At 55.8% G+C, this 19,468-nt stretch carries 14 protein-coding genes; all 14 read left to right on the top strand.

Annotation, left to right across the window (positions count from 1 at the left end; all coding sequences use genetic code 11):
* The first annotated feature begins 46 nt into the window (after window positions 1-46).
* The gene (locus tag RC73_RS07645; RefSeq protein WP_039034086.1) at window positions 47-514 is read left to right on the top strand and encodes a pilus assembly FimT family protein; all 468 of its coding nucleotides are present in this window, start codon (window positions 47-49) and stop codon (window positions 512-514) included.
* Entirely contained in the window at window positions 504-1,004 is a 501-nt protein-coding gene (locus RC73_RS07650; RefSeq protein WP_039034087.1) for a type IV pilus modification PilV family protein, read from the top strand. The genes RC73_RS07645 and RC73_RS07650 overlap by 11 nt, the downstream gene beginning before the upstream one ends.
* Window positions 1,004-1,840: a PilW family protein gene (locus RC73_RS07655; RefSeq protein ID WP_052248056.1), complete on the top strand. Its 837-nt coding sequence runs from the start codon at window positions 1,004-1,006 to the stop codon at window positions 1,838-1,840. Before RC73_RS07650 ends, RC73_RS07655 begins: the two co-directional genes overlap by 1 nt.
* Window positions 1,830-2,303, top strand: coding sequence for a hypothetical protein (locus RC73_RS07660; protein ID WP_039034088.1), 474 nt, complete (start codon window positions 1,830-1,832; stop codon window positions 2,301-2,303). The genes RC73_RS07655 and RC73_RS07660 overlap by 11 nt, the downstream gene beginning before the upstream one ends.
* Complete coding sequence (locus RC73_RS07665; protein ID WP_052248057.1) at window positions 2,296-5,751, top strand: DUF6701 domain-containing protein; 3,456 nt, start codon at window positions 2,296-2,298, stop codon at window positions 5,749-5,751. Before RC73_RS07660 ends, RC73_RS07665 begins: the two co-directional genes overlap by 8 nt.
* A 120-nt stretch (window positions 5,752-5,871) precedes the next feature.
* Window positions 5,872-7,314 carry an inorganic phosphate transporter gene (locus RC73_RS07670; protein WP_039034089.1) on the top strand — a complete coding sequence of 481 codons (1,443 nt, stop codon included), beginning with the start codon at window positions 5,872-5,874 and terminating at the stop codon, window positions 7,312-7,314.
* 208 nt (window positions 7,315-7,522) lie between these two features.
* Window positions 7,523-8,572: a rod shape-determining protein gene (locus RC73_RS07675; RefSeq protein ID WP_025011854.1), complete on the top strand. Its 1,050-nt coding sequence runs from the start codon at window positions 7,523-7,525 to the stop codon at window positions 8,570-8,572.
* 42 nt (window positions 8,573-8,614) lie between these two features.
* Window positions 8,615-9,493, top strand: a complete 879-nt coding sequence (gene mreC / locus RC73_RS07680) for a rod shape-determining protein MreC (RefSeq protein ID WP_039034090.1) — start codon at window positions 8,615-8,617, stop codon at window positions 9,491-9,493.
* A complete protein-coding gene (gene mreD / locus RC73_RS07685) occupies window positions 9,490-9,978 on the top strand; it encodes a rod shape-determining protein MreD (protein ID WP_039034091.1) in 489 nt (162 codons plus the stop codon). The genes mreC and mreD overlap by 4 nt, the downstream gene beginning before the upstream one ends.
* 1 nt (window position 9,979) lies before the next feature.
* The gene (locus tag RC73_RS07690; RefSeq protein WP_039034092.1) at window positions 9,980-10,624 is read left to right on the top strand and encodes a Maf family protein; all 645 of its coding nucleotides are present in this window, start codon (window positions 9,980-9,982) and stop codon (window positions 10,622-10,624) included.
* Between the two features lie 131 nt (window positions 10,625-10,755).
* The gene (gene rng / locus RC73_RS07695) at window positions 10,756-12,222 is read left to right on the top strand and encodes a ribonuclease G (RefSeq protein WP_052248058.1); all 1,467 of its coding nucleotides are present in this window, start codon (window positions 10,756-10,758) and stop codon (window positions 12,220-12,222) included.
* Entirely contained in the window at window positions 12,222-16,508 is a 4,287-nt protein-coding gene (locus tag RC73_RS07700) for a YhdP family protein (RefSeq protein WP_039034094.1), read from the top strand. The genes rng and RC73_RS07700 overlap by 1 nt, the downstream gene beginning before the upstream one ends.
* A complete protein-coding gene (locus RC73_RS07705) occupies window positions 16,432-17,277 on the top strand; it encodes a carbon-nitrogen hydrolase family protein (protein WP_039034095.1) in 846 nt (281 codons plus the stop codon). Before RC73_RS07700 ends, RC73_RS07705 begins: the two co-directional genes overlap by 77 nt.
* 36 nt (window positions 17,278-17,313) lie before the next feature.
* The gene (gene tldD / locus RC73_RS07710; protein WP_028781336.1) at window positions 17,314-18,762 is read left to right on the top strand and encodes a metalloprotease TldD; all 1,449 of its coding nucleotides are present in this window, start codon (window positions 17,314-17,316) and stop codon (window positions 18,760-18,762) included.
* Window positions 18,763-19,468: the final 706 nt, after the last annotated feature.

Below are 19,468 nucleotides of genomic sequence, written 5' to 3' on the forward strand. Positions count from 1 at the left end.
GCTTATTTGCCATACTTGACTGAGTATGGAATTGGCGGGAAATCATATGGCTGTGACCAAGGGGACAGGCACCCGGGGATTTACTCTGGTGGAGTTGGTAGTGACTATCATGTTGCTGGCCATACTTTCCGTCGTGGTGCTGCCCAAATTGGTATCCTCCAGCAGTTACAGCGCCTGGACGCTGCGACAGGAATTGATTGCCGAGCTGCAAAAGACCCAGATGTTGGCTCTCAATAATCCCGACCGCTGTTATCGACTCACTATCAGCAGCGGCGCTTATCAACTCAGCCACTTGACCCAGGATTGCGCGACCCTTATCCGCAGTAATAGCGCCGAAAGCTTGCCGCGTAATACCCGGATACTGCTTCAAAGTAACGGCGCTGACAGTTTTCAGATCCAGTTTGATGCTTTGGGCCGCACCAACCTTGCCTGCAATGGCGCCTGCCTCTCAGTGGTCGCCGATGAAACCCTGACTATCGCCATAGAGTCCGAGGGCTATATCCATGAGGGCTAAAGCGCGGGGATTCACCCTGATAGAGCTGGTGATCGGCATGTTGGTGCTCGGTATCGCCCTGGTGCTGCTGACCAGCGTGCTGTTTCCCCAAAGCGATCATGCGGCGCAGACCCTGCATAGAGTGCGCAGCGCCGAGTTGGCTCAGGCTGTGATCAATGAAATCTGGGGCAAGCGTTATGATGAACATAGCGGCGTAAATGGTGGCCTGCCCGCCTGTAACGGTTTGGGCGGTGTCACTTGTACCCGGGTTAGCGATTATGGCCCGGATGGTGAGAGTCGGGATCAATTTGACGATATCGACGATTACCACGGTCTTAACGAGCAGAGCCTGATGCTTAATTCCAGCCTGAGTTACCTGAGTCTCTATCCGGGGTACAGTCTCAGCGTCCAGGTATCCCAGTATCAAGCCAACAGCAAGCTGGTGACTGTCACGGTAACTACCCCTGCGGGCGAGGCTATCCGTTACGACGTGCTGAGGAGTAATTTCTGATGCGCTGCAGGCAGGGAAAAGGATTAATACAGACCAAAGGCCTGGGCTCTACCAAGGGCTTTACCTTGGTGGAATTGGTCACTGTGATACTCATCCTGGGCATTCTGGTGGTCGGTGTCAGCAGCTTTATTATCTTTGGTACCCGTATCTTTGTGGATTCGACCGCTATCGACCGAGTGTTGGGCAGCAGTCGTTTCGTGATGGAACGCCTGAACCGTGAGCTGCGTAATGCAGTGCCTTCCAGCCTTAGGCTGCAGTCGAGCTCTCAGCAGCAGTGTTTGGAGTTTCTGTCTATCAGTGCCAGCGGCAGCTATCTGTCATTGCCTTTGGCGCCGGATGTCCAGACGGACACTGCCACAGTGTTTGCGCCGGCAACGGCGGTTTCGGCCGGTGAACAATTGCTGGTGTACCCGCTGACCCATGCGGAGATTTATGGCAGTGGCAGCAACAAGCGTCACGCTATAGACAAGGTCACTGCCAACGGCTCACTGCTGACCTTGCAGTTTGCCGCCGCGGTTAACTTTGCCGAAGCTTCACCGGCGAAGCGCTTTTATGTGGCCGGGCAACCTGTCAGCTACTGTTTTTCTCAGGCAGATGGCAGCATTCGCCGTTATAGCCACTATGGTTATCATGCCGGTCAGCCTCTGCCCGATACCATGGGCACGGGAGCCTTGATGGCCGAAGGCTTGAGTAATGATATAGCCACCAACCCGGCGGTGCGTTTGCTGCCTGCGACTCTGGTTAACAACGCCATAGTACAGTTGCAGCCGCAGTTTGCTGTTGTCGGTGAAAAGTTTCAGTATCAACATCAAGTGCAGGTGATCAATGTTCCCTAGTCGAAATTATCACTGTTATGCGCAAAAGCATCAGGGCGGCAGCGCCTTGGTGATAGCCATCTTTGTAATATTGGTGATGTCGCTGTTGGCGGTGACTCTGTTGCGGGTTGGCGGCGACGCCGACGAGGGCGTTAACCTGGAAGTCTGGGGCTTAAGGGCGCTCAATGCTGCCAACAGCGGCGCCGATGCGGCCCTGGCCAGGCTGTTCCCCTTAAGCGGCGGCACTGCCGGTTGCGTCGCCGTGGGCTCAAGTTGGACAGCGCCGGATGTGACCGGGTTTCATGGCTGTAATGTCCAGCTCAGTTGCGAGACCTTAAGCCAGGATGCCAGCCCGGGCAGTGCCAAGTTGTATCGTATCCGCAGCACTGCGGTATGCGAGAGCGGCAGTTGCGGCGCGGCAGCGGTAGCAGACAGCCAATGTCTGAGGGTAAGTCGGGTTGTGGAGGTGGAAGCCCGTGAATAGTCGCATACTGCTGTTACTCGGGATCTTGCTTGGCGCTTGGCCTATGGCGGCCTTTGCCGTGCCTCTTTGCAGTGATATTTTTACCGATCCGCCTAGTGGTAACCATCTAAATGACGGTTTTGTTCCGCCCCCCAATCTGCCTCCAACGCAGGGGGTGCTGCATTGTCCTTATAACGGCACGTTTTGTAGTCAGCCCCTGGCGGCCGGCGATATTAATTTTAGTCATGGCAGTTTTTTTCATGGCCGTTTTTTGTATCCAACCACGACCACGACCAGGCTCTATTTCGATAGTTTGACTCTGAATAATGCCACCCTGAACCCAGGAGGAAAGGCTGAGAACCTGATCATCTATGTGCGTGGCTCGTTGGATATCACCGGGCAAAACACAGTGAATGCCATTATCTATGTGGCGGGCTCGGTCAAAGTGGCCGGTGGGGCTTCCCTCAGTGGTGCCCTGGCTTCCGGCGGGGCATTGGATATCAAGGGCAACTCGGATGTAAATATCGACCTCGGTGCAGTCGATGACGCCGATTTTGGCGGCATGTGCGGCAATGACCAAACGCCAGTGCTGGGGTGTTTCAGCGATGACTTCAGCTCGGCTTCCCTATCGGCAGATGCTTGGGCCATCAAGGTGCTGGGCAATTCAGTGCCGCCCAGCATAGTGGGCGGACGTCTGCGTTTGACTCCTGCCCGGGGCAATCAGGCAACCTCCAGTACCTATCAGCGCTTGTTTCCGGCTGAAGGCAATCTGGTAACAGTTGAATTTGATTATTACGCCTGGTCGCCCCAGGGTGGTACCGGCGGTGATGGAGTGGCGGTGATTCTCTCGGATGCCGCCGTGACGCCGCAGCCGGGCAGTTTTGGTGGCGCCTTGGGTTATGCCCAGCGTAATGATGGCACCCCGGGCTTTGCCGGAGGCTGGTTGGGGGTCGCTCTGGATGAGTACGGTAACTTTTCCAACCCCACAGAAGGGCGTGTCGATGGCCCGGGGGAGATTCGACAATCTGTTTCTATTCGTGGTTCAGAGGCAGGTTCTTATCGTTACCTGAAGGGGACGGAAGATTCTATCAGTCCCGGTATTGATGTTCGAGGCTCTCAGTCTCCTGCGCCGGGGCACAAGTATAAGATTACTGTAGATTCCCGTCAGGCAAATATGGCCATGGTGTCTGTTGAGCGAGATACAGGTGCCGGTTACCAAACTCTGGTGAGCCCTTTCAATGCCCGTAACTTTCCTGGACAAAGCCGTGTGCCGACAGATTTTTACCTGTCGCTTACCGGCTCTACCGGTGATGCTAACAACAACCATGAGATAGACAATTTCCAGGTTTGTGCCCTGGAGTCAAAACCCGTGGGCGAGCAGGTGCATCATTTTGAGTTTGATTACAGCAGCGCGCCTTTTACCTGTCGCGCCGAACCCATCACCTTGAGGGCCTGTAAAAATGCCAGCTGCTCAGAGCTCTTCACAGGTACTGTCACCGCCAATTTGAGCCCGAATCCTGTCAGTAACGGCCGTTGGTTGCCGGCAAGTTCGGTGACTTTCAATGGCGGCAGTACCCAAATTCAACTGCAAAAGTTTGATCAAACGCCGCTGACACTGGGGGTTTCCTCCTCGACTCCGGCCACCCGCCCCGGCAGTGATACCCTGTGCCGAAGTGGCAGCGGCCCCTTGAGTTCGGCCGCCTGTCGCCTGAGTTTTGCCGAGAGTGGTTTCATCTTTGATGTGGCAGATAAGCTGGCCAACAAGCCAGAGACGGGAGTGCTTGTTAAGGCGATGAAGTCAGATGGCACAGCCCAGTGTGTACCGGCCTTTGCCAGTACCAACAAGACGCTTTCGTTCTGGAGTGAGGCGCTGTCGGCAGTCGTCGGTTCACCCAAGGTGCAACTGAAACCGACAGGCGCCCTGAGCTGGCAGGATATAGGCAACAATCAAGCTGCCGCCACGCCGCTGACCCTGGCCTTCGACAGTCAAGGTCAAAGCCGAATCGATATCAATTATGCTGATGCCGGTCGGGTCGAGTTAAACACCCTCTATACTGGAACGACCAGCGAAGGGGATGCCGGGCTGGTGATGCACGGCGCCGATGATTTTGTCAGCTTCCCGTTGGGATTCTGTGTCGAGGTCGAGCAATACTGCCAGGCCGCGGATGCCTCCTGTGCGCCTTTTCGGCGGGCGCAGGAAAATTTCCCACTCAGCATCAGCGCCAAAGCCTGGGCGGATAATGGTAATGCCGATCTCTGTAAAAACCTCACTACACCTTCCTATCAACAGGCAGGTCTCTCTTTATGGCATAAGCTGATTGCACCGGCTTCAGGTCAACCCGGTGAACTGCAGCTGCAGCAGTATGATCATCTGCGCCAGCAAACGCCTGAGAATAACCGGCTCGCTCAGGCGGTCAGTGAGGTTGGGGTGTTTGAATTCGGCGTTACAGCGCCCTTGCCCTACGAGGGCAGTGTGGCCTTCCCGAGTTTGGTGGGCAGCGCTTATTGGCAGGGACCTAGCGGCAAAACCATAATGCCAGTCGGGCGTTTTGTGCCGGCCTTTTTCCGAGTCGATGAAGCCAGTTTGCTGCCGGCCTGCAATGGTTTCAGTTATATGGATCAGCCATTTGAAGTCAGTTATAAAGTCAGCGCCTTGGCACTGGATAGGCAAGTGACTCAAAATTATGTCGGTGATTTTGCCAAGGCTTACAGCCGTTATCAGGCAGCCAATCAATTCGACGGAGTGGCGTTGGACAGCCGGGTTTCGGGGGGCGAGATTACTTCAGATACCTGGGTGGATGGCCTGGCTGAGTTCCAAGGGCAACTCAAGTTTGCCCGCAAGGACCCGGTTGCAACAGATGGGCCTTTCCCGCTTTTGGATATCGGCCTGGAAATTCAGGATCCGGACAAGATTGCCGAGCTGCTGGACAGCAATATGCAAAGCGATTTCAGTGGTGACTGCTCTGTGGCAGGCAGCTGCAGCGCCGTACGTCTTGGTAGCCAAAATATGCGCCATGGGCGTTTGCTGTTGGACAATACCTTTGGCCCGGAAACCCAAATCTTGAGCATGGCGGCGAGGACAGAGTATTGGGATGGCAGTGGCTGGCGTTTGAACGAACTGGATAACTGCAGTGTGTTCAACACGCCACTTGAATATCAACAGGATCAACTCACCCTGGGTTACCACTATGAACCTGCGCTCAGTGCCGGGCAGAATATTAGCCGCTTCGCCGGCGGCGGCAACACAGTTACTGCCTTTGGCGGCGAGTTTGAACTCTTGTGGCGTGCGCTTGGAAGCTCCGGCTATCGCGGCAAGGTGACGGCGCCGCTCAAGACGCCTGAATGGTTGCAGTGGTACTGGAATTGGAATGGCCTCAATGACGGCACACTGAGCGACCCCAGAGCCAGTGCCTTCTTTGGCCGTTATCGCGGCAACGACAGGATCATCAGTTGGCGGGAAGTTAACTGAAGCCGAATCACCACAGTGTGAAGCAACTCACTAAAGCGCCAAGATGTAGATAATTTAACTTTGTCTTCAACTCACATTGAGCATAATCGACAGCCTCTGCTGTATTTGGCTGATTAAATTATGTTGGAAGCGCTTGCGGGTTTGGGGTGGATCTGGTCTTTGGGGCTGATCCTGGCTGTACTTTTTGTGTTGGCATACGAGTTTATCAATGGCTTCCACGACACCGCCAATGCGGTAGCCACTGTGATTTATACCAATGCCATGCCGGCCAGAGGCGCGGTATTGACTTCGGCGCTGTTCAACTTTGCCGGGGTGTTGCTTGGGGGGCTCGGTGTGGCTTACGCCATAGTGCATCTGCTGCCGGTCGGGCTCTTGCTGGACATGGACTCCTCCCAAGGCCTGTTGCTGGTGTTCTCCCTGCTGTTCTCGGCCATCGTCTGGAATTTGGGTACCTGGTTCTTCGGTATTCCTGCCTCCAGCTCCCACACTCTGATAGGCTCCATCATGGGGGTCGGTGGTGCCTATGCCTGGCTCAACGGTCAATCGCCGCTGGATGGAGTCAATACCGGCAAGGCGATAGATATCATGCTCTCCTTGCTCTTGTCTCCAACCCTGGGCTTTATTCTGGCGGCGATTTTGTTGTTGGTGATGAAGCGTATCTGGCGTAAGCCCAAGCTACATCGCACTCCGGCAGAGCAGATGGCGGTCAATGGCAAGAAGCACCCGCCATTCTGGGCCCGGATTACCTTGATAGCCTCGGCCATGGGGGTCAGTTTCGCCCATGGCTCCAACGATGGTCAGAAGGGCATAGGTCTGGTGATGTTGGTGCTTATCTGCATGGCGCCGGGTTATTTTGCCCTGGACTTGAACAGTCAAAGCTTCGATATGGATAAGGCTCAAGATGCCAACCGGCGCATCATGGCTCTGTACGAGCGCAACCCGCTGCTGGTGGCTAATCTGGGTGAGCACGCTGCCGACAGTCGCTGTCAGGACTCGGCCATCGCTTCGATGCAAAGCCTGGATAGGCTCCTTGAGCAAGGGAATACGGTTAAACAGCTGACTCAGGAACAGCGCCGGCAAGCCAGGCAGCTGATCCTTTGTATCGATGACAGCACCCGCAAATTGGCCAAGCAGCCATTGCCCGCTGCAGAAGTCAGTCAGTTAAAACATTGGCGTGGTCAGCTTAACGCCATTACCGAATATGCGCCGCTATGGGTCATAGTGGCCGTTGCCCTGGCTTTGGGTTGCGGCACCATGGTGGGCTGGCGCCGGATTGTGCACACGGTTGGCGAGAAAATTGGTAACGGTGGCATGACCTACAGTCAGGGGATAGCCGCGCAGTTGACCGCCGCCGGTTCTATCGGTATCGCCAGTATGACAGGCATGCCGGTATCTACCACCCATATCCTGTCTTCGGCCGTGGCCGGCACCATGGTGGCCAATGGCTCCGGAGTACAGAAAAACACTATTAAACAAATTCTGTTGACTTGGGTACTGACACTGCCTATGACCATAGTTTTGTCGGCCGGGCTCTTTATGTTGGTGCAAACCTTTTTTGCTTAATAAGCACACAAATCATGTCAAGGGATTGGCATGATCCAAGCTTTTGGCAACTTTATCTCAGCGCATTGCGACAGCTTTTACAGATATATGCCAAAAACCCTCACGGATTAGCGAATGTTAACCCCGCGAGTCTTGTGGAATGCCGGAGGCATTGATAAAGTTAGCTGATTTTCATTTCTTCTGACTCCACAGAATACAGGCTAGTTACATGTTCAAGAAGCTGCGTGGCATTTTTTCTAACGATCTGTCGATCGATTTGGGTACAGCTAACACTCTCATTTATGTTCGTGAAGAAGGCATTGTATTGAATGAGCCTTCCGTGGTCGCCATCCGTGGCGAACGAAGCAGCTCTGGGCAGAAATCCGTGGCCGCAGTCGGTACTGAGGCGAAGCAGATGCTGGGACGTACCCCCGGCAATATTCAGGCCATCCGCCCAATGAAAGATGGGGTTATCGCCGACTTCTATGTGACCGAGAAGATGCTGCAGCACTTTATCAAGCAAGTGCACAACAACAGCTTTTTCCGCCCAAGCCCTCGGGTACTCGTGTGTGTGCCTGTAGGTGCCACTCAGGTTGAACGCCGCGCGATCAAGGAGTCAGCGATGGGCGCCGGCGCCCGTGAGGTTTACCTGATTGAAGAGCCAATGGCAGCAGCCATAGGGGCCGGCTTGCCGGTTTCCGAAGCCACAGGCTCCATGGTAGTGGATATCGGTGGTGGTACCACTGAAGTGGCTATCATCTCGCTCAACGGCGTAGTTTACTCTTCTTCCGTGCGTATCGGTGGTGACAAGTTTGACGATGCCATCATCAACTATGTGCGCCGCAACTACGGCAGCCTGATTGGTGAAGCCACAGCCGAACGTATCAAGCACACAATCGGCACGGCTTATCCAGGCGATGAAGTACTGGAAATTGAAGTGCGCGGCCGTAATCTGGCCGAAGGGGTACCGAGAAGCTTTACCCTGAACAGCAATGAGATCCTCGAAGCGCTGCAAGAGCCGCTGTCGGGCATTGTCAGTGCCGTGATGGTAGCACTGGAGCAGTCGCCTCCAGAGTTGGCGTCCGACATCTCTGAGCGCGGTATGGTGCTCACAGGTGGTGGTGCCTTGCTGCGGGATCTGGACCGTCTGCTGATGCAGGAAACCGGGATCCCTGTGATGGTTGCCGAAGATCCGCTTACCTGTGTGGCCCGCGGCGGCGGTAAAGCACTGGAGATGATCGATATGCACGGCGGTGACCTGTTCTCAGAAGAAAACTAATACTTTCCAGCACAGGCGGTATCTTACCGCCTTAGCTTTTCTATGAAGCCTATTTTTGTTCGCGGTATTTCAAATCAGTTCAGGTTGACATTGGCAGTGGTCATGTCGGTGATCCTGCTGGTTGCCAATGATCGTCTCGAACCTGCGAGACAGTCGCTGGCATCCTTACTGAGCCCTCTACAGTACCTGGCCAACGTGCCCGGTGAGCTGCTGGATTGGTCTGCCCAGAGTCTGGCGACCCGTGACATGCTGGAGCAGCAAAACAAAGAACTCTTGCGCCAGCAACTGCTGATGAGCGAAAGACTGCAGCGTTTTGAACACCTGCGCCAGGAAAACCAACGCCTGCGCGAACTGCTGGGCTCGCCGGTGCATATGGACTCGCGCAAGATGGTGGCCGAGGTGATGGAAGTGGCCAGCGACCCCTTCCATCATTATGTGGTGATCAACCACGGCAGCCGCAACGGCGTGTTTGTTGGTCAGCCGGTGGTGGATGCCCAGGGGGTTGTCGGCCAAGTGGTGCAGGTCAGCGAACTCACCGCCAGGGTGTTGTTGCTCTCCGACCCCAAACACGGCTTGCCGGTGCGCATTACCCGCAACGATGTGCGCCTGATAGCCAACGGCATAGGCGAACTCGATGAGATAGAACTCAGACACGTGGCCAAGAGTACTGACATCAAGGTCGGCGATTTGCTGGTGACTTCTGGGCTTGGCAACCGCTTCCCGGAAGGTTATCCGGTGGCGCGGGTGATTTCGGTTTCCCGCGACGATGGCCAGAGTTACCTCAAGGTCACGGCGCAGCCGCTGGCGGCGCTGGACCGAATCCGTTATCTGCTGCTTATCTGGCCTGAAGACCATCCCGGCGCCAAGCCCGAGTCACAAGAGCCGGCTGCAACCGACGCCAACAGTGGAGCCGAATCATGAGCCTGGAAAATGCCAATGGCCGTTTGGCGGTATGGCTGACCCTGCTGCTGGGTATGCTGCTGCAGATCATGCCTGTACCGGAAATGTTCAGCGCCTGGCGCCCCGATTGGCTGGTGCTGGTGATGATCTATTGGGCCGTGGCACTGCCCCACAGATACAATATTCTCACCGCCTGGGTGTTGGGGGTGCTGCTGGATATTCTACTGGGAGCTACCCTGGGTATCCGCGCACTGGCCATTTCCCTGGTGATTTATGTGGTGGTACTGCACTTTCAGAAGCTGCGTAACTTCCCCATGTGGCAGCAGTCTTTGGTTATCGCCAGCCTGATCTGCTTCTATCATCTGATTATTTTCTGGGCCCAGTTTGTGGTTTCGGGGGCGCATTTCACCTTGGAGCTATTCCTGCCTTCCCTGTCTAGCCTGGCTATTTGGCCCTGGGTTTTCTGGATACTGCGCCGCATCAGGCGCCACTACAAGGTACGTTAATATGCCGCTGATTTTGGCCTCAGCCTCCCCCAGACGCCGCGAGCTTTTGGCGCAGCTGGCGCTGGGAAATCCGAACTTTGGTTTTGAGATCCTGCCCGCCGATATCGATGAGAGTCATCAAGCCGGGGAAACCCCGCAACAGTTTGTCAGCCGTTTGGCCGAAGAGAAGGCGGCAGCGGGCTTAGCCCTGTGGCACGGGAACCCTGAACATCAGCAAGGGTCTGATACTCTAGTGCTGGGCTCAGATACTCTAGTGCTGGGCTCAGATACTCTAGTGCTGGGCTCAGATACTATAGTGGTATTGGGCGACAGAATTTTGGGTAAACCCGTGGACAAGGCCGATGCCTGCGCCATGCTCAAGAGCTTGAGTGGCCGCAGTCATCAGGTGATGACCGCCGTGGCCTTGACCGATGGCAAGCGCACTGAGACGGCTTTGGTGGTCACCCAAGTGTACTTCTGCGACTTGAGCGATGCCGATATTCAGGCCTATGTTGCTTCGGGCGAGCCCATGGATAAGGCGGGAGCTTATGGCATTCAGGGGTTGGGTGGCAGCTTTGTCGCCAAGATTGAAGGCAGTTATTCGGCGGTAGTGGGCCTGCCCATGGCTGAAACCCGGGCGCTGTTGCACAAGGTCGGGTGTTTGTAAGCTCGCTTACACAAACTGACGAATTTTTAGCAGCTTTAACGCCCGCCAGTCGATAAAATCAATGAATTAACATCCAACAAGGGTAAATCGTGAATACCAGTCGCACAGTCAATAGCAAGGCTCCGCGGAAGATGGGGTCAGAACTGCTGATCAATGTGACGCCCACGGAAGCGCGAGTCGCATTGGTAGAACACGGTGTCCTGCAGGAAGTGCATATCGAGCGGCGTATGAAGCGCGGCCTGGTGGGCAATATCTATAAGGGCAAGATCAGTCGGGTTTTGCCCGGGATGCAGGCGGCATTCGTCGATATCGGCCTGGAAAAGGCGGCCTTTTTGCATGCCTCGGACATAGTGCCGCACACAGAGTGTGTTGCCGATGTGGAAAAGGGCAACTTCGTGGTGCGTGATATTGCCGAGCTGGTACGTCAAGGCCAGGACATCATGGTGCAGGTGGTCAAAGACCCCCTGGGCACCAAAGGCGCGCGGCTGACCACGGACATAACCCTGCCTTCCCGTTACCTGGTGTTTATGCCGGGCTCAAGCCATGTGGGGGTTTCCCAGCGAATAGACTCTGAAGAGGAGCGGGCGCGGCTGAAGAAAATTACCCTGCCTTTTGTCGACGATGACGGCGGCTTTATCATTCGCACTGCGGCCGAAGGCATAGGTGAGGATGAACTGGCGCAGGATGCCGCTTTCCTGCGGCGGGTGTGGGCCAAGGTCAGCGAGCGGCGCAAAAGGCCCAAGACCACGCTGTTGTACCAGGACTTGGCCTTGCCGGTGCGAATTGTCAGGGACTTTGTCGGTGCCGAGCTCGATCGCATTCAGGTGGACTCGGGCCACACCTTCGAGGAGCTGCTGCATTTCGCCCAGGAGTTTATGCCGGACATTGCCGATAAGATAGAACACTACAGTGGCCCGGCGCCGATTTTCGATCTCTACGATGTGGAGAATGAGATTCAGCGGGCGCTGGAGCGTAAGGTGGAGCTCAAGTCCGGCGGCTATTTGATCATCGACCAGACAGAAGCCATGACCACTGTGGACATTAACACAGGGGCCTTTGTCGGCCACCGTAACCTCGAAGAAACCATATTCAACACCAACCTGGAAGCGACCCAGGCGATTGCCCGTCAGCTGCGGCTGCGCAATCTGGGCGGCATCATTATTATCGACTTTATCGATATGTTGCAGGATGAGCACAAGCAAAGGGTGCTCAACAGCCTGGCCACGGCGTTGGCCAATGATAGGGTCAAGACCAATATCTCTGGTTTTTCCGGCCTCGGCCTGGTAGAAATGACCCGCAAGCGCACCCGCGAGAGCCTGGAGCATGTGCTTTGTGGCGAGTGTCCTGCCTGCCGTGGTACCGGCTCGATGAAAACAGTGGATACCGTTTCCTTTGAGATCTTCCGCGAGATCATCCGTCTCAACCGCACCTACGATGCCGATGAATTCCTGATTTACTGTGCCCCAGCGGTACACGCCTGCCTGTCCGATGACGAGAACCACCTGGTGGCTGAACTCGAAGTCTATATCGGCAAGCGTATTCGCATTCACTGCGAGCCCATGTATGTGCAGAGTAAATATGATGTGGTGATGGTCTAGTGCGGCTGTCTTTTTGCCCCCGAACCTTCGGCCGCTATTGCTGGCGCACCTTGGCCGTGACCTTGGTACTATTCGCCTTGATGGTGAGTCTCATCCGCGGGCTGTTGCCGCAACTGGATGAAGCCAAGCAGCAACTGGCCAACTATGTTGAGCGCGAATATGGCGTCGAGGTCAAGATAGGCAGCCTGGCTGCCCGTTGGCAGGCTTTCGGCCCGGCGCTGACGGTTGAGGACTTGGTGTTACCGCCGCAGGAGCGTTTGCCGGTGACACTCATGGTCGACAAGGTCGATGTCAAACTGGATTTCTGGCAGAGCCTGATGACCGCCAGCCCGCAAGTGGAGGATGTGATCTTCGACGGGGTGCAATTGGCGCTGGATCTGGATCATCTGGGGCAGAAATCGACCGGTGCAGCCGAGGCCGCGAGCAAGCCGGCTCCTGCCACCAATATCGACTGGCTCTATGCCTTGCTGCTGGAACAGTTGGACCGTTTCTCTATCCGCGATGCCAGTGTGCAGCTGTTGTCCAGCAGCCATGATTATCGCCCCATTCATCTGCGGGACCTCACTTGGCGCAATAGCGGCAAGTTGCACCAGGGCCGCGGCGCCCTCTATCTGGATGAGCTGGCAACGGCGACCGAACAACTCACTCTAAGGCTGGATCTCAAAGGTGATGGCTACAAGCCAGATAGTATCAAGGGCCAGGCCTATCTGCAGGCGCAGTCGCTGGATCTCGGCAAGTGGGCCTCACGCCAACCCAATCCTTATAACCCCCAGGCCAAGTTGCCGCTGGAGGGGGTGGTCAACCTGGAGGCCTGGGTAGGCTTTGCCAACCGCGGCCTGGAATCCGGGGTGATCAAGCTGTTGCCCAGCTGGCTGCGCTGGTCACTCAGAGATGAGCCACAAAAATTTGCCATAGATGGCGGTGTGATTGCCTGGCAGCCCATAGCCGACGGCTGGCGCCTGGACAGCAGTGAGCTCAAACTGGCAACCAATGACAAGCCCTGGCCCAAGCTGGAGTTTCACGCCATGGAAACCGCCGGGGAACTTTATGGCAAACTCAATGAACTGCAATTTGATAGTCTGTTACCTCTGTTGCCGCTGATTCCCGGCATGCCTTTGGACGGCTTGCATACTTGGCAGCAACTCAAGCCTCAGGGCAAGCTCGGTCCTCTGGCTATCTATCGGCCCAAGGACGGTGAACTGCAGGCCAAAGTGGCGCTGGAGCGGGTTAGCTGGCAGCCTGCCGAGTCCATTCCCGGCAGCAGCACGCCAATCGATCTCTCCCTGGGATGGCGGGACAACTTCCTCAGCGCAACACTGCCTACCCAGGACTATAAACTGGACTTTGGCGACGGTTTCAAGGCGCCGCTCAGTTTTCGCGCCGATGCCTTTGAGCTGGGCTTCTCGCTCGATAGTCAGGCGCTGATGGTGCCGGCACTGCATCTGGGCAATGACGACATCAGCCTGGACGCCTCTATGCGTTTGCTGCTGGCCGACAAGCCACACCTGGCGCTGTCTTCCCGGGTCAAACTGCTCAACGCCGCCAATGCCGGGCGTTATTTCCCGCGCCATGCCATGGGTGAGTCACTGGCCGATTATCTGGAAGGCGCCATCAAGGCCGGTCGCAGCGATGATGCCGCCGTGGTCTGGCACGGTGAGTTGGCCGGATTTCCTTATCAGGATCATTCCGGGGTGTTTCAGGCAGGGTTCAATCTGACCCACGCCGAATATGCCTTCCAGCCGGATTGGCCGGCGGTGACCGACTTGAGTCTCAAGGCGCTATTTGAAAATGCCCGGATGGATCTCTGGGTTAACAAGGGCAAGCTGTTGAATGTGGCGGCCGATGGCGCCCATGTCTATATCCCCAAGATGGATCACCAGAGTCTGCTGCGGGTTGAGGCGCAACTGGCGACTCAAGGGCAGGATGCCACCGAGGTGTTGCAGCGCTCGCCGCTTAAAGACAGTGTTGGCATCACCCTGGATGTGGTGCAGGTTCAGGGGCCTGTCAGCGGTAAGCTGGATCTCAGTATTCCGCTCTATGACGGTGAAGAGGCGCAAATCCTTGGTGATGTCCAGTTCGCCGGGGTGCCGATTTATATTCGTGAGCCCGGGGTGCTGCTGGATAAAGTCAACGGCAAGGTGAGTTTTCATAATGAGGTGGTCAAGGGCGAAGGCTTGAGTGCCAGCCTGTTCGGCCAGCCGTTGCAGTTTGGTTTTGATACCGGCAAGGTTAACCAGAATATGGGGCTCAATGCCAGGCTCAAGGGGCAGTGGAACCTCGCCAATTTGCCGTCCGAGCTGGACAACCCTCTCAGCGATTTTTATCAGGGCGCGTTGGATTGGCAGGGGAATTTGAAGCTGATCTTTGATGAGATAGGCTATCGAATTCAAGCCAATGTTAATGCCGATCTCAAGCAGACGGAGTTGCTGCTGCCGCCGCCTTATCAAAAGGCGCCCGGGCAGGCGCTGACGCTCAAGGCCGAGCTGCTTGGTGACAACAAGACCAGCTCCCTGGGCGTGCGTCTGGGGGATAAGGCCGAATTCTGGGGTGGCTTTGATGCCGACTCAGGTAAGGGTCTGAAACACTATGACCTGCTGCTGGGGCGCCTCTATCGCAGCGGTGATCAGTTGCAAAAACAGGATGGTCACTTACGGCTGGCCCTGGATGAGGTGGATTTTGCCCAGTGGCAGCCGCTGATCAATGCCTTTGTCGGCAGTGGCAACCATGACGAAAAGGCTGCTGCCGAGAGCCAAACAGCAGGTCAAGCCGCGACTCAAACCGAGAGCACGGCCGGTACCACAAGCATTGCAGCAGATAAAGCTTTTTTCCCGCCGCTCAAGGGGATAGAGGCCAGAGTGAAACAGCTCGAGCTGCTGGGGCAGCGCTTTACCGAGTTGCAACTCAGTGCCCGCCCCGGAGAGCATGCCTGGCAGATAGAGGGACTGTCGCCGGAGTTTGCCGGTCGGGTAGAGATCTACCCGGATTGGTACCGCCAAGGATTGAAGCTGGTGGCCTCGCGCCTGTATCTGAATCCGATAGCGGCTGAGCCTGAGTCCAAAGCGCAATCCGAGCCCGAGCCTGAAACCAATCTGCCTCAGGACAGTGACCTGCCGCCGCTGGCGGTGGAGGTGGATGATTTCCGCTATCAGGATATGGCACTGGGGCGTTTGTTGTTGCAAGCTAGCCCGTCGGCGACGGGCTATCAGATCCAGACCTTGGCGCTCAGCAGCGATGATGCCAGTTTGCAGGGTAAGGGTGAATGGCTGAGCCGTGGCGGTAACAACCGGACCCAGGTTGAACTCAATCTCAAGGGAGATAAATTTGATCTGTTGGCTACTCGCTTGGGACTGGATCCAGGCGTGAAAGATTCGCCGCTGGAGGTCAAGGCCGAGCTCAACTGGCTGGGTGCACCGCTGGCGTTTAATCTGGAGAGTCTCAGCGGTAAAGTTCGTTTCGATCTCGGCAAGGGGCATATCGAACAGCTCAGTGACAAGGGGGCGCGGATCTTCTCTCTCTTTAGTCTGGACTCGCTGTTACGCAAGTTGTCACTGGACTTTACCGATGTGTTTGGCAAGGGCCTGTATTACAACTCCTTTGGCGGCGATCTGACCCTGGAGAACGGGGTGCTCAAGACCACCAATACCGAGATGGACGCCATTGCCGGTAACATGAAGGTGCGCGGCTATACCGATCTGGTTACCGAGAGCCTCAACTATGATATTCGCTTTGTGCCGCAACTGGCCTCCAGCGTGCCGACCGTTGTGCTGCTCAGTACCAGCGCCTGGACCATGGGCCTGGGGGCTTTTGCCCTGACCAAGGTGCTGGAACCCGTAATTGAGATTATTTCAGAGATACGTTTCCGCTTGACCGGCACCATGTCAGAGCCCAAGCTGGAAGAGTTGGAGCGAAAGAGCAAAGAGATAGAGATCCCTGAGTCAGTACTGCCACGGCAACCCAAGTCGGCGCCTGGGAAAGGACAGACTCAAGTGCAGGACGATGAGCCTGCGGCCACGGATGCAGGCCAAGGCGATCAAGCCAAGGCGGACAACAAAGCCAAAGCGCTTAACAGTAACCCAGTGAGGGTTGTTGAAGAGGGTGTCGGCGCTGAGGCTGAAAAACCTTTGCCTCAAGCCGATAAAGTCACGCCGCTGCCGTTCAAATCGCCGAGTGAACCCAAGACAGAAGTGCCAGTGAAACAGGAAGTCGAACATGCAAGTCAGTCTGCTACAGTGTCAGAGTTGCCGCGAGCCGGAACAGAACCTGCAATTTATCGTCTCGCAGCTTGAGACTCTTCCCCGCCAAGATAATGAACCCCAACTCGTGGTGCTGCCCGAGTGCAGCCTGCTGTTCGGCGGCCATGAGAGCATGCAGTTGGCCTGGGCCGGTGAGCCTGGGCAAAGCCCGCTCAAACGGCGCTTGGCCGAACTTGCCACCCAGTTTCAGGTATTCCTGCTGGCCGGCTCTATTCCGGTAGCCAGTGGCGATGGCCGGGTTTACAGCCGCTGTTATCTGTTTAATGATCAGGGGCAGGTACTCGGCGACTACGACAAGCTGCATCTGTTTGACGCCGAAGTGACCGACGGTACAGGCCAATACCGCGAGAGCGATACCTTTTGCCCGGGTGAGCGGATAAGCGTGGTGGATACCCCTTTTGGCCGCATCGGTCTGGCTATCTGTTATGATCTGCGCTTCCCGGATCTGTTTCGGGCGCTGCGTTTGCAAGGCGCCGAGATTATCATCTTGCCCTCGGCCTTTACCAAGGTGACAGGCGAGGCGCACTGGGAAGTGCTGCTCAGAGCCAGGGCGATAGAAACCCAGTGTTTTATACTGGCGGCGGCGCAATGGGGCCAGCATAATCAAGGAAGCCGCGAGACCTGGGGCCAGAGCATGATAGTCGACCCTTGGGGACGTATTCTGGCGCAGAAGGCCGAAGGCACAGGCTGGGTGCAGGCGCGTTTGGACAAGGCCGAGTTAGCGCGGGTGCGCAGCGCCATGCCCGTAGAGACACACAATAGATTTTTGCCGCCGCAACTGGGCGACGGCAAGCGGAAATAACCAACAAGGCCACAGGGCCGGATTGAGAGAGACCCAATGCCATTTTTAACCCAAGTGGGACAGAGTTTACTGCAAGAGGGACTGCACCTCGACGATCTGCAAACTTACCTGGAGCGAATCCACCAACACCAGGTGGATTTTTCCGATCTCTATTTTCAGGGCAGCCGTCATGAAACCTGGGTGCTGGAAGATGGCATAGTCAAGGAAGGCAGTTTTCATATTGAGCGTGGTGTCGGTGTCCGAGCCATCAGTGGTGAAAAGACAGGTTTCGCCTACGCCGATGAGATAACCCCCAAAGCCTTGGCTGCCGCCGCCGATGCCGCCAGAGGCATAGCCCAGACTGGGGGCAGCTATCAAACTCAGGCCTGGAAGCGCCGCGGCGCCAAGGCGCTGTATCTGAGTGAAGATCCGATAGCGGCACTGGAAGAGGGCCGTAAAATTGCCCTGCTCAAGGAAGCGGATGCCTATATCCGCAGCCTGGATAGCCGCATCATTCAAGTGGTGGTCAGTCTGGCCGGGGTGCATGAAGAGATACTGGTGGCTGCCAGCGATGGTACTCTGGCGGCGGATATCCGGCCGCTGGTTCGCTTCAACTGCTCGGTGATCCTCGAAGAAAACGGCCGCCGTGAACGGGGCGGCGCCGGTGGCGGTGGTCGTCACCACTATCAAACCCTGATGGCTGCCGCTGATGACGGCCTGCCCATGTGTTTTGCCTTTGCCCGCGAGGCCGTGCGTCAGGCGCAGGTTAACCTACAGGCGATAGACGCCCCCGCCGGTGAAATGCCTGTGGTTCTGGGCGCAGGTTGGCCTGGAGTCTTGTTGCATGAAGCGGTTGGCCATGGCCTGGAAGGTGACTTCAACCGTAAGGGCAGCAGCGCCTTCAGCGGTAAGATTGGCCAGCAGGTGGCCTCCAAGTTGGTCACTGTGGTGGACGATGGCACGCTGGAAAACCGCCGTGGCTCGCTGACCATAGATGATGAAGGTACCCCGGCGCACAAGACAGTGTTGATTGAGAACGGCATTCTCAAGGGCTATATGCAGGACAAGCTCAATGCCCGCTTGATGGGACAAAAGCCCACCGGGAATGGCCGCCGCGAATCATACGCTCACTTGCCTATGCCGCGGATGACCAACACCTATATGCTGGCCGGTGAGTCGGCGCCTGCCGATATTATCAAGTCGGTGAAAAAAGGCCTCTACGCCCCCAACTTCGGTGGCGGTCAGGTGGATATCACCTCGGGTAAGTTTGTGTTCTCGGCCTCTGAAGCCTACCTGATTGAAAACGGCGAGATCACCAGTCCGGTAAAGGGCGCGACCCTGATAGGCAACGGCCCGGAAGCCATGGGGCAGATCTCCATGGTGGGCACAGATCTTGAACTCGACAAAGGCGTCGGCGTCTGCGGTAAAGACGGCCAGAGTGTCCCGGTCGGGGTTGGGCAGCCAACGCTTAAACTGGACCGCCTGACGGTCGGTGGCACAGCCTGAGAAATGCTGTCGAATCCTTGATTCGGCAGCTGAGTTTAGCGCTGGTTCCTGCATTGCTCTTGGCAAAGTGATAGCCGCTGTGGCGGCAGAAAGTCCCGGAGCAAATGCATCCCTATTAATCTAAATCGTTGGTGATCTTTGCAGAAACAGGCTTAAGCCTGCCGCAGGCAGGCCTGGCAAGGACAATTCTGCATGAACCTCCGAAAGTGAGCGTTTCAGAGAGTCTCATTTTCCAAAAATCCGTCGTTATTTATCAGAGATTGACACCTTGCAGCGGACTTCCTTGCAGCTCGCAGCTCGGAAAGTGTTTTGGATGTCCTGTATGTCCTGTATGTCGCTGTATGTCATCCGTTGCTCTCAAATATACAAAACACCACCCTGTAAAATCTGAGTTTCCCTAAAAAATTTACATTGAAAATTATGTAAATTATCTAACATATTTATTTCATGGTTGTAATAATCACATCCTCCATCTCTATATCACACATGGAATATATATGATAAGGACATTATTTTACATTTCTATTACTTTGATTTTTTTATTTGGGACAGTTGGGACAGAAATAAAGGCGGTGCCAATATCAGAAAACATAGCTTTTGACTACTACAGGAAACATCTAGTAGATAGCATTTCACTTTCTTCTAGTGATGTAACATCTCGCGAATTCAACTCCGAAGTGCACCACTCGCTAAATTAGGCTGCCTT

Source organism: Shewanella sp. ECSMB14102, assembly GCF_000813075.1.
Classification (GTDB): Bacteria; Pseudomonadota; Gammaproteobacteria; order Enterobacterales; family Shewanellaceae; genus Shewanella; species Shewanella indica.

Coding starts and splice junctions, on each gene's coding strand:
- RC73_RS07645 (WP_039034086.1), top strand. CDS start 47: ATGGCTGTGACCAAGGGGACAGGCACCCGGGGATTTACTCTGGTGGAG.
- RC73_RS07650 (WP_039034087.1), top strand. CDS start 504: ATGAGGGCTAAAGCGCGGGGATTCACCCTGATAGAGCTGGTGATCGGC.
- RC73_RS07655 (WP_052248056.1), top strand. CDS start 1,004: ATGCGCTGCAGGCAGGGAAAAGGATTAATACAGACCAAAGGCCTGGGC.
- RC73_RS07660 (WP_039034088.1), top strand. CDS start 1,830: ATGTTCCCTAGTCGAAATTATCACTGTTATGCGCAAAAGCATCAGGGC.
- RC73_RS07670 (WP_039034089.1), top strand. CDS start 5,872: ATGTTGGAAGCGCTTGCGGGTTTGGGGTGGATCTGGTCTTTGGGGCTG.
- RC73_RS07675 (WP_025011854.1), top strand. CDS start 7,523: ATGTTCAAGAAGCTGCGTGGCATTTTTTCTAACGATCTGTCGATCGAT.
- mreC (WP_039034090.1), top strand. CDS start 8,615: ATGAAGCCTATTTTTGTTCGCGGTATTTCAAATCAGTTCAGGTTGACA.
- mreD (WP_039034091.1), top strand. CDS start 9,490: ATGAGCCTGGAAAATGCCAATGGCCGTTTGGCGGTATGGCTGACCCTG.
- RC73_RS07690 (WP_039034092.1), top strand. CDS start 9,980: ATGCCGCTGATTTTGGCCTCAGCCTCCCCCAGACGCCGCGAGCTTTTG.
- rng (WP_052248058.1), top strand. CDS start 10,756: ATGGGGTCAGAACTGCTGATCAATGTGACGCCCACGGAAGCGCGAGTC.
- RC73_RS07705 (WP_039034095.1), top strand. CDS start 16,432: ATGCAAGTCAGTCTGCTACAGTGTCAGAGTTGCCGCGAGCCGGAACAG.
- tldD (WP_028781336.1), top strand. CDS start 17,314: ATGCCATTTTTAACCCAAGTGGGACAGAGTTTACTGCAAGAGGGACTG.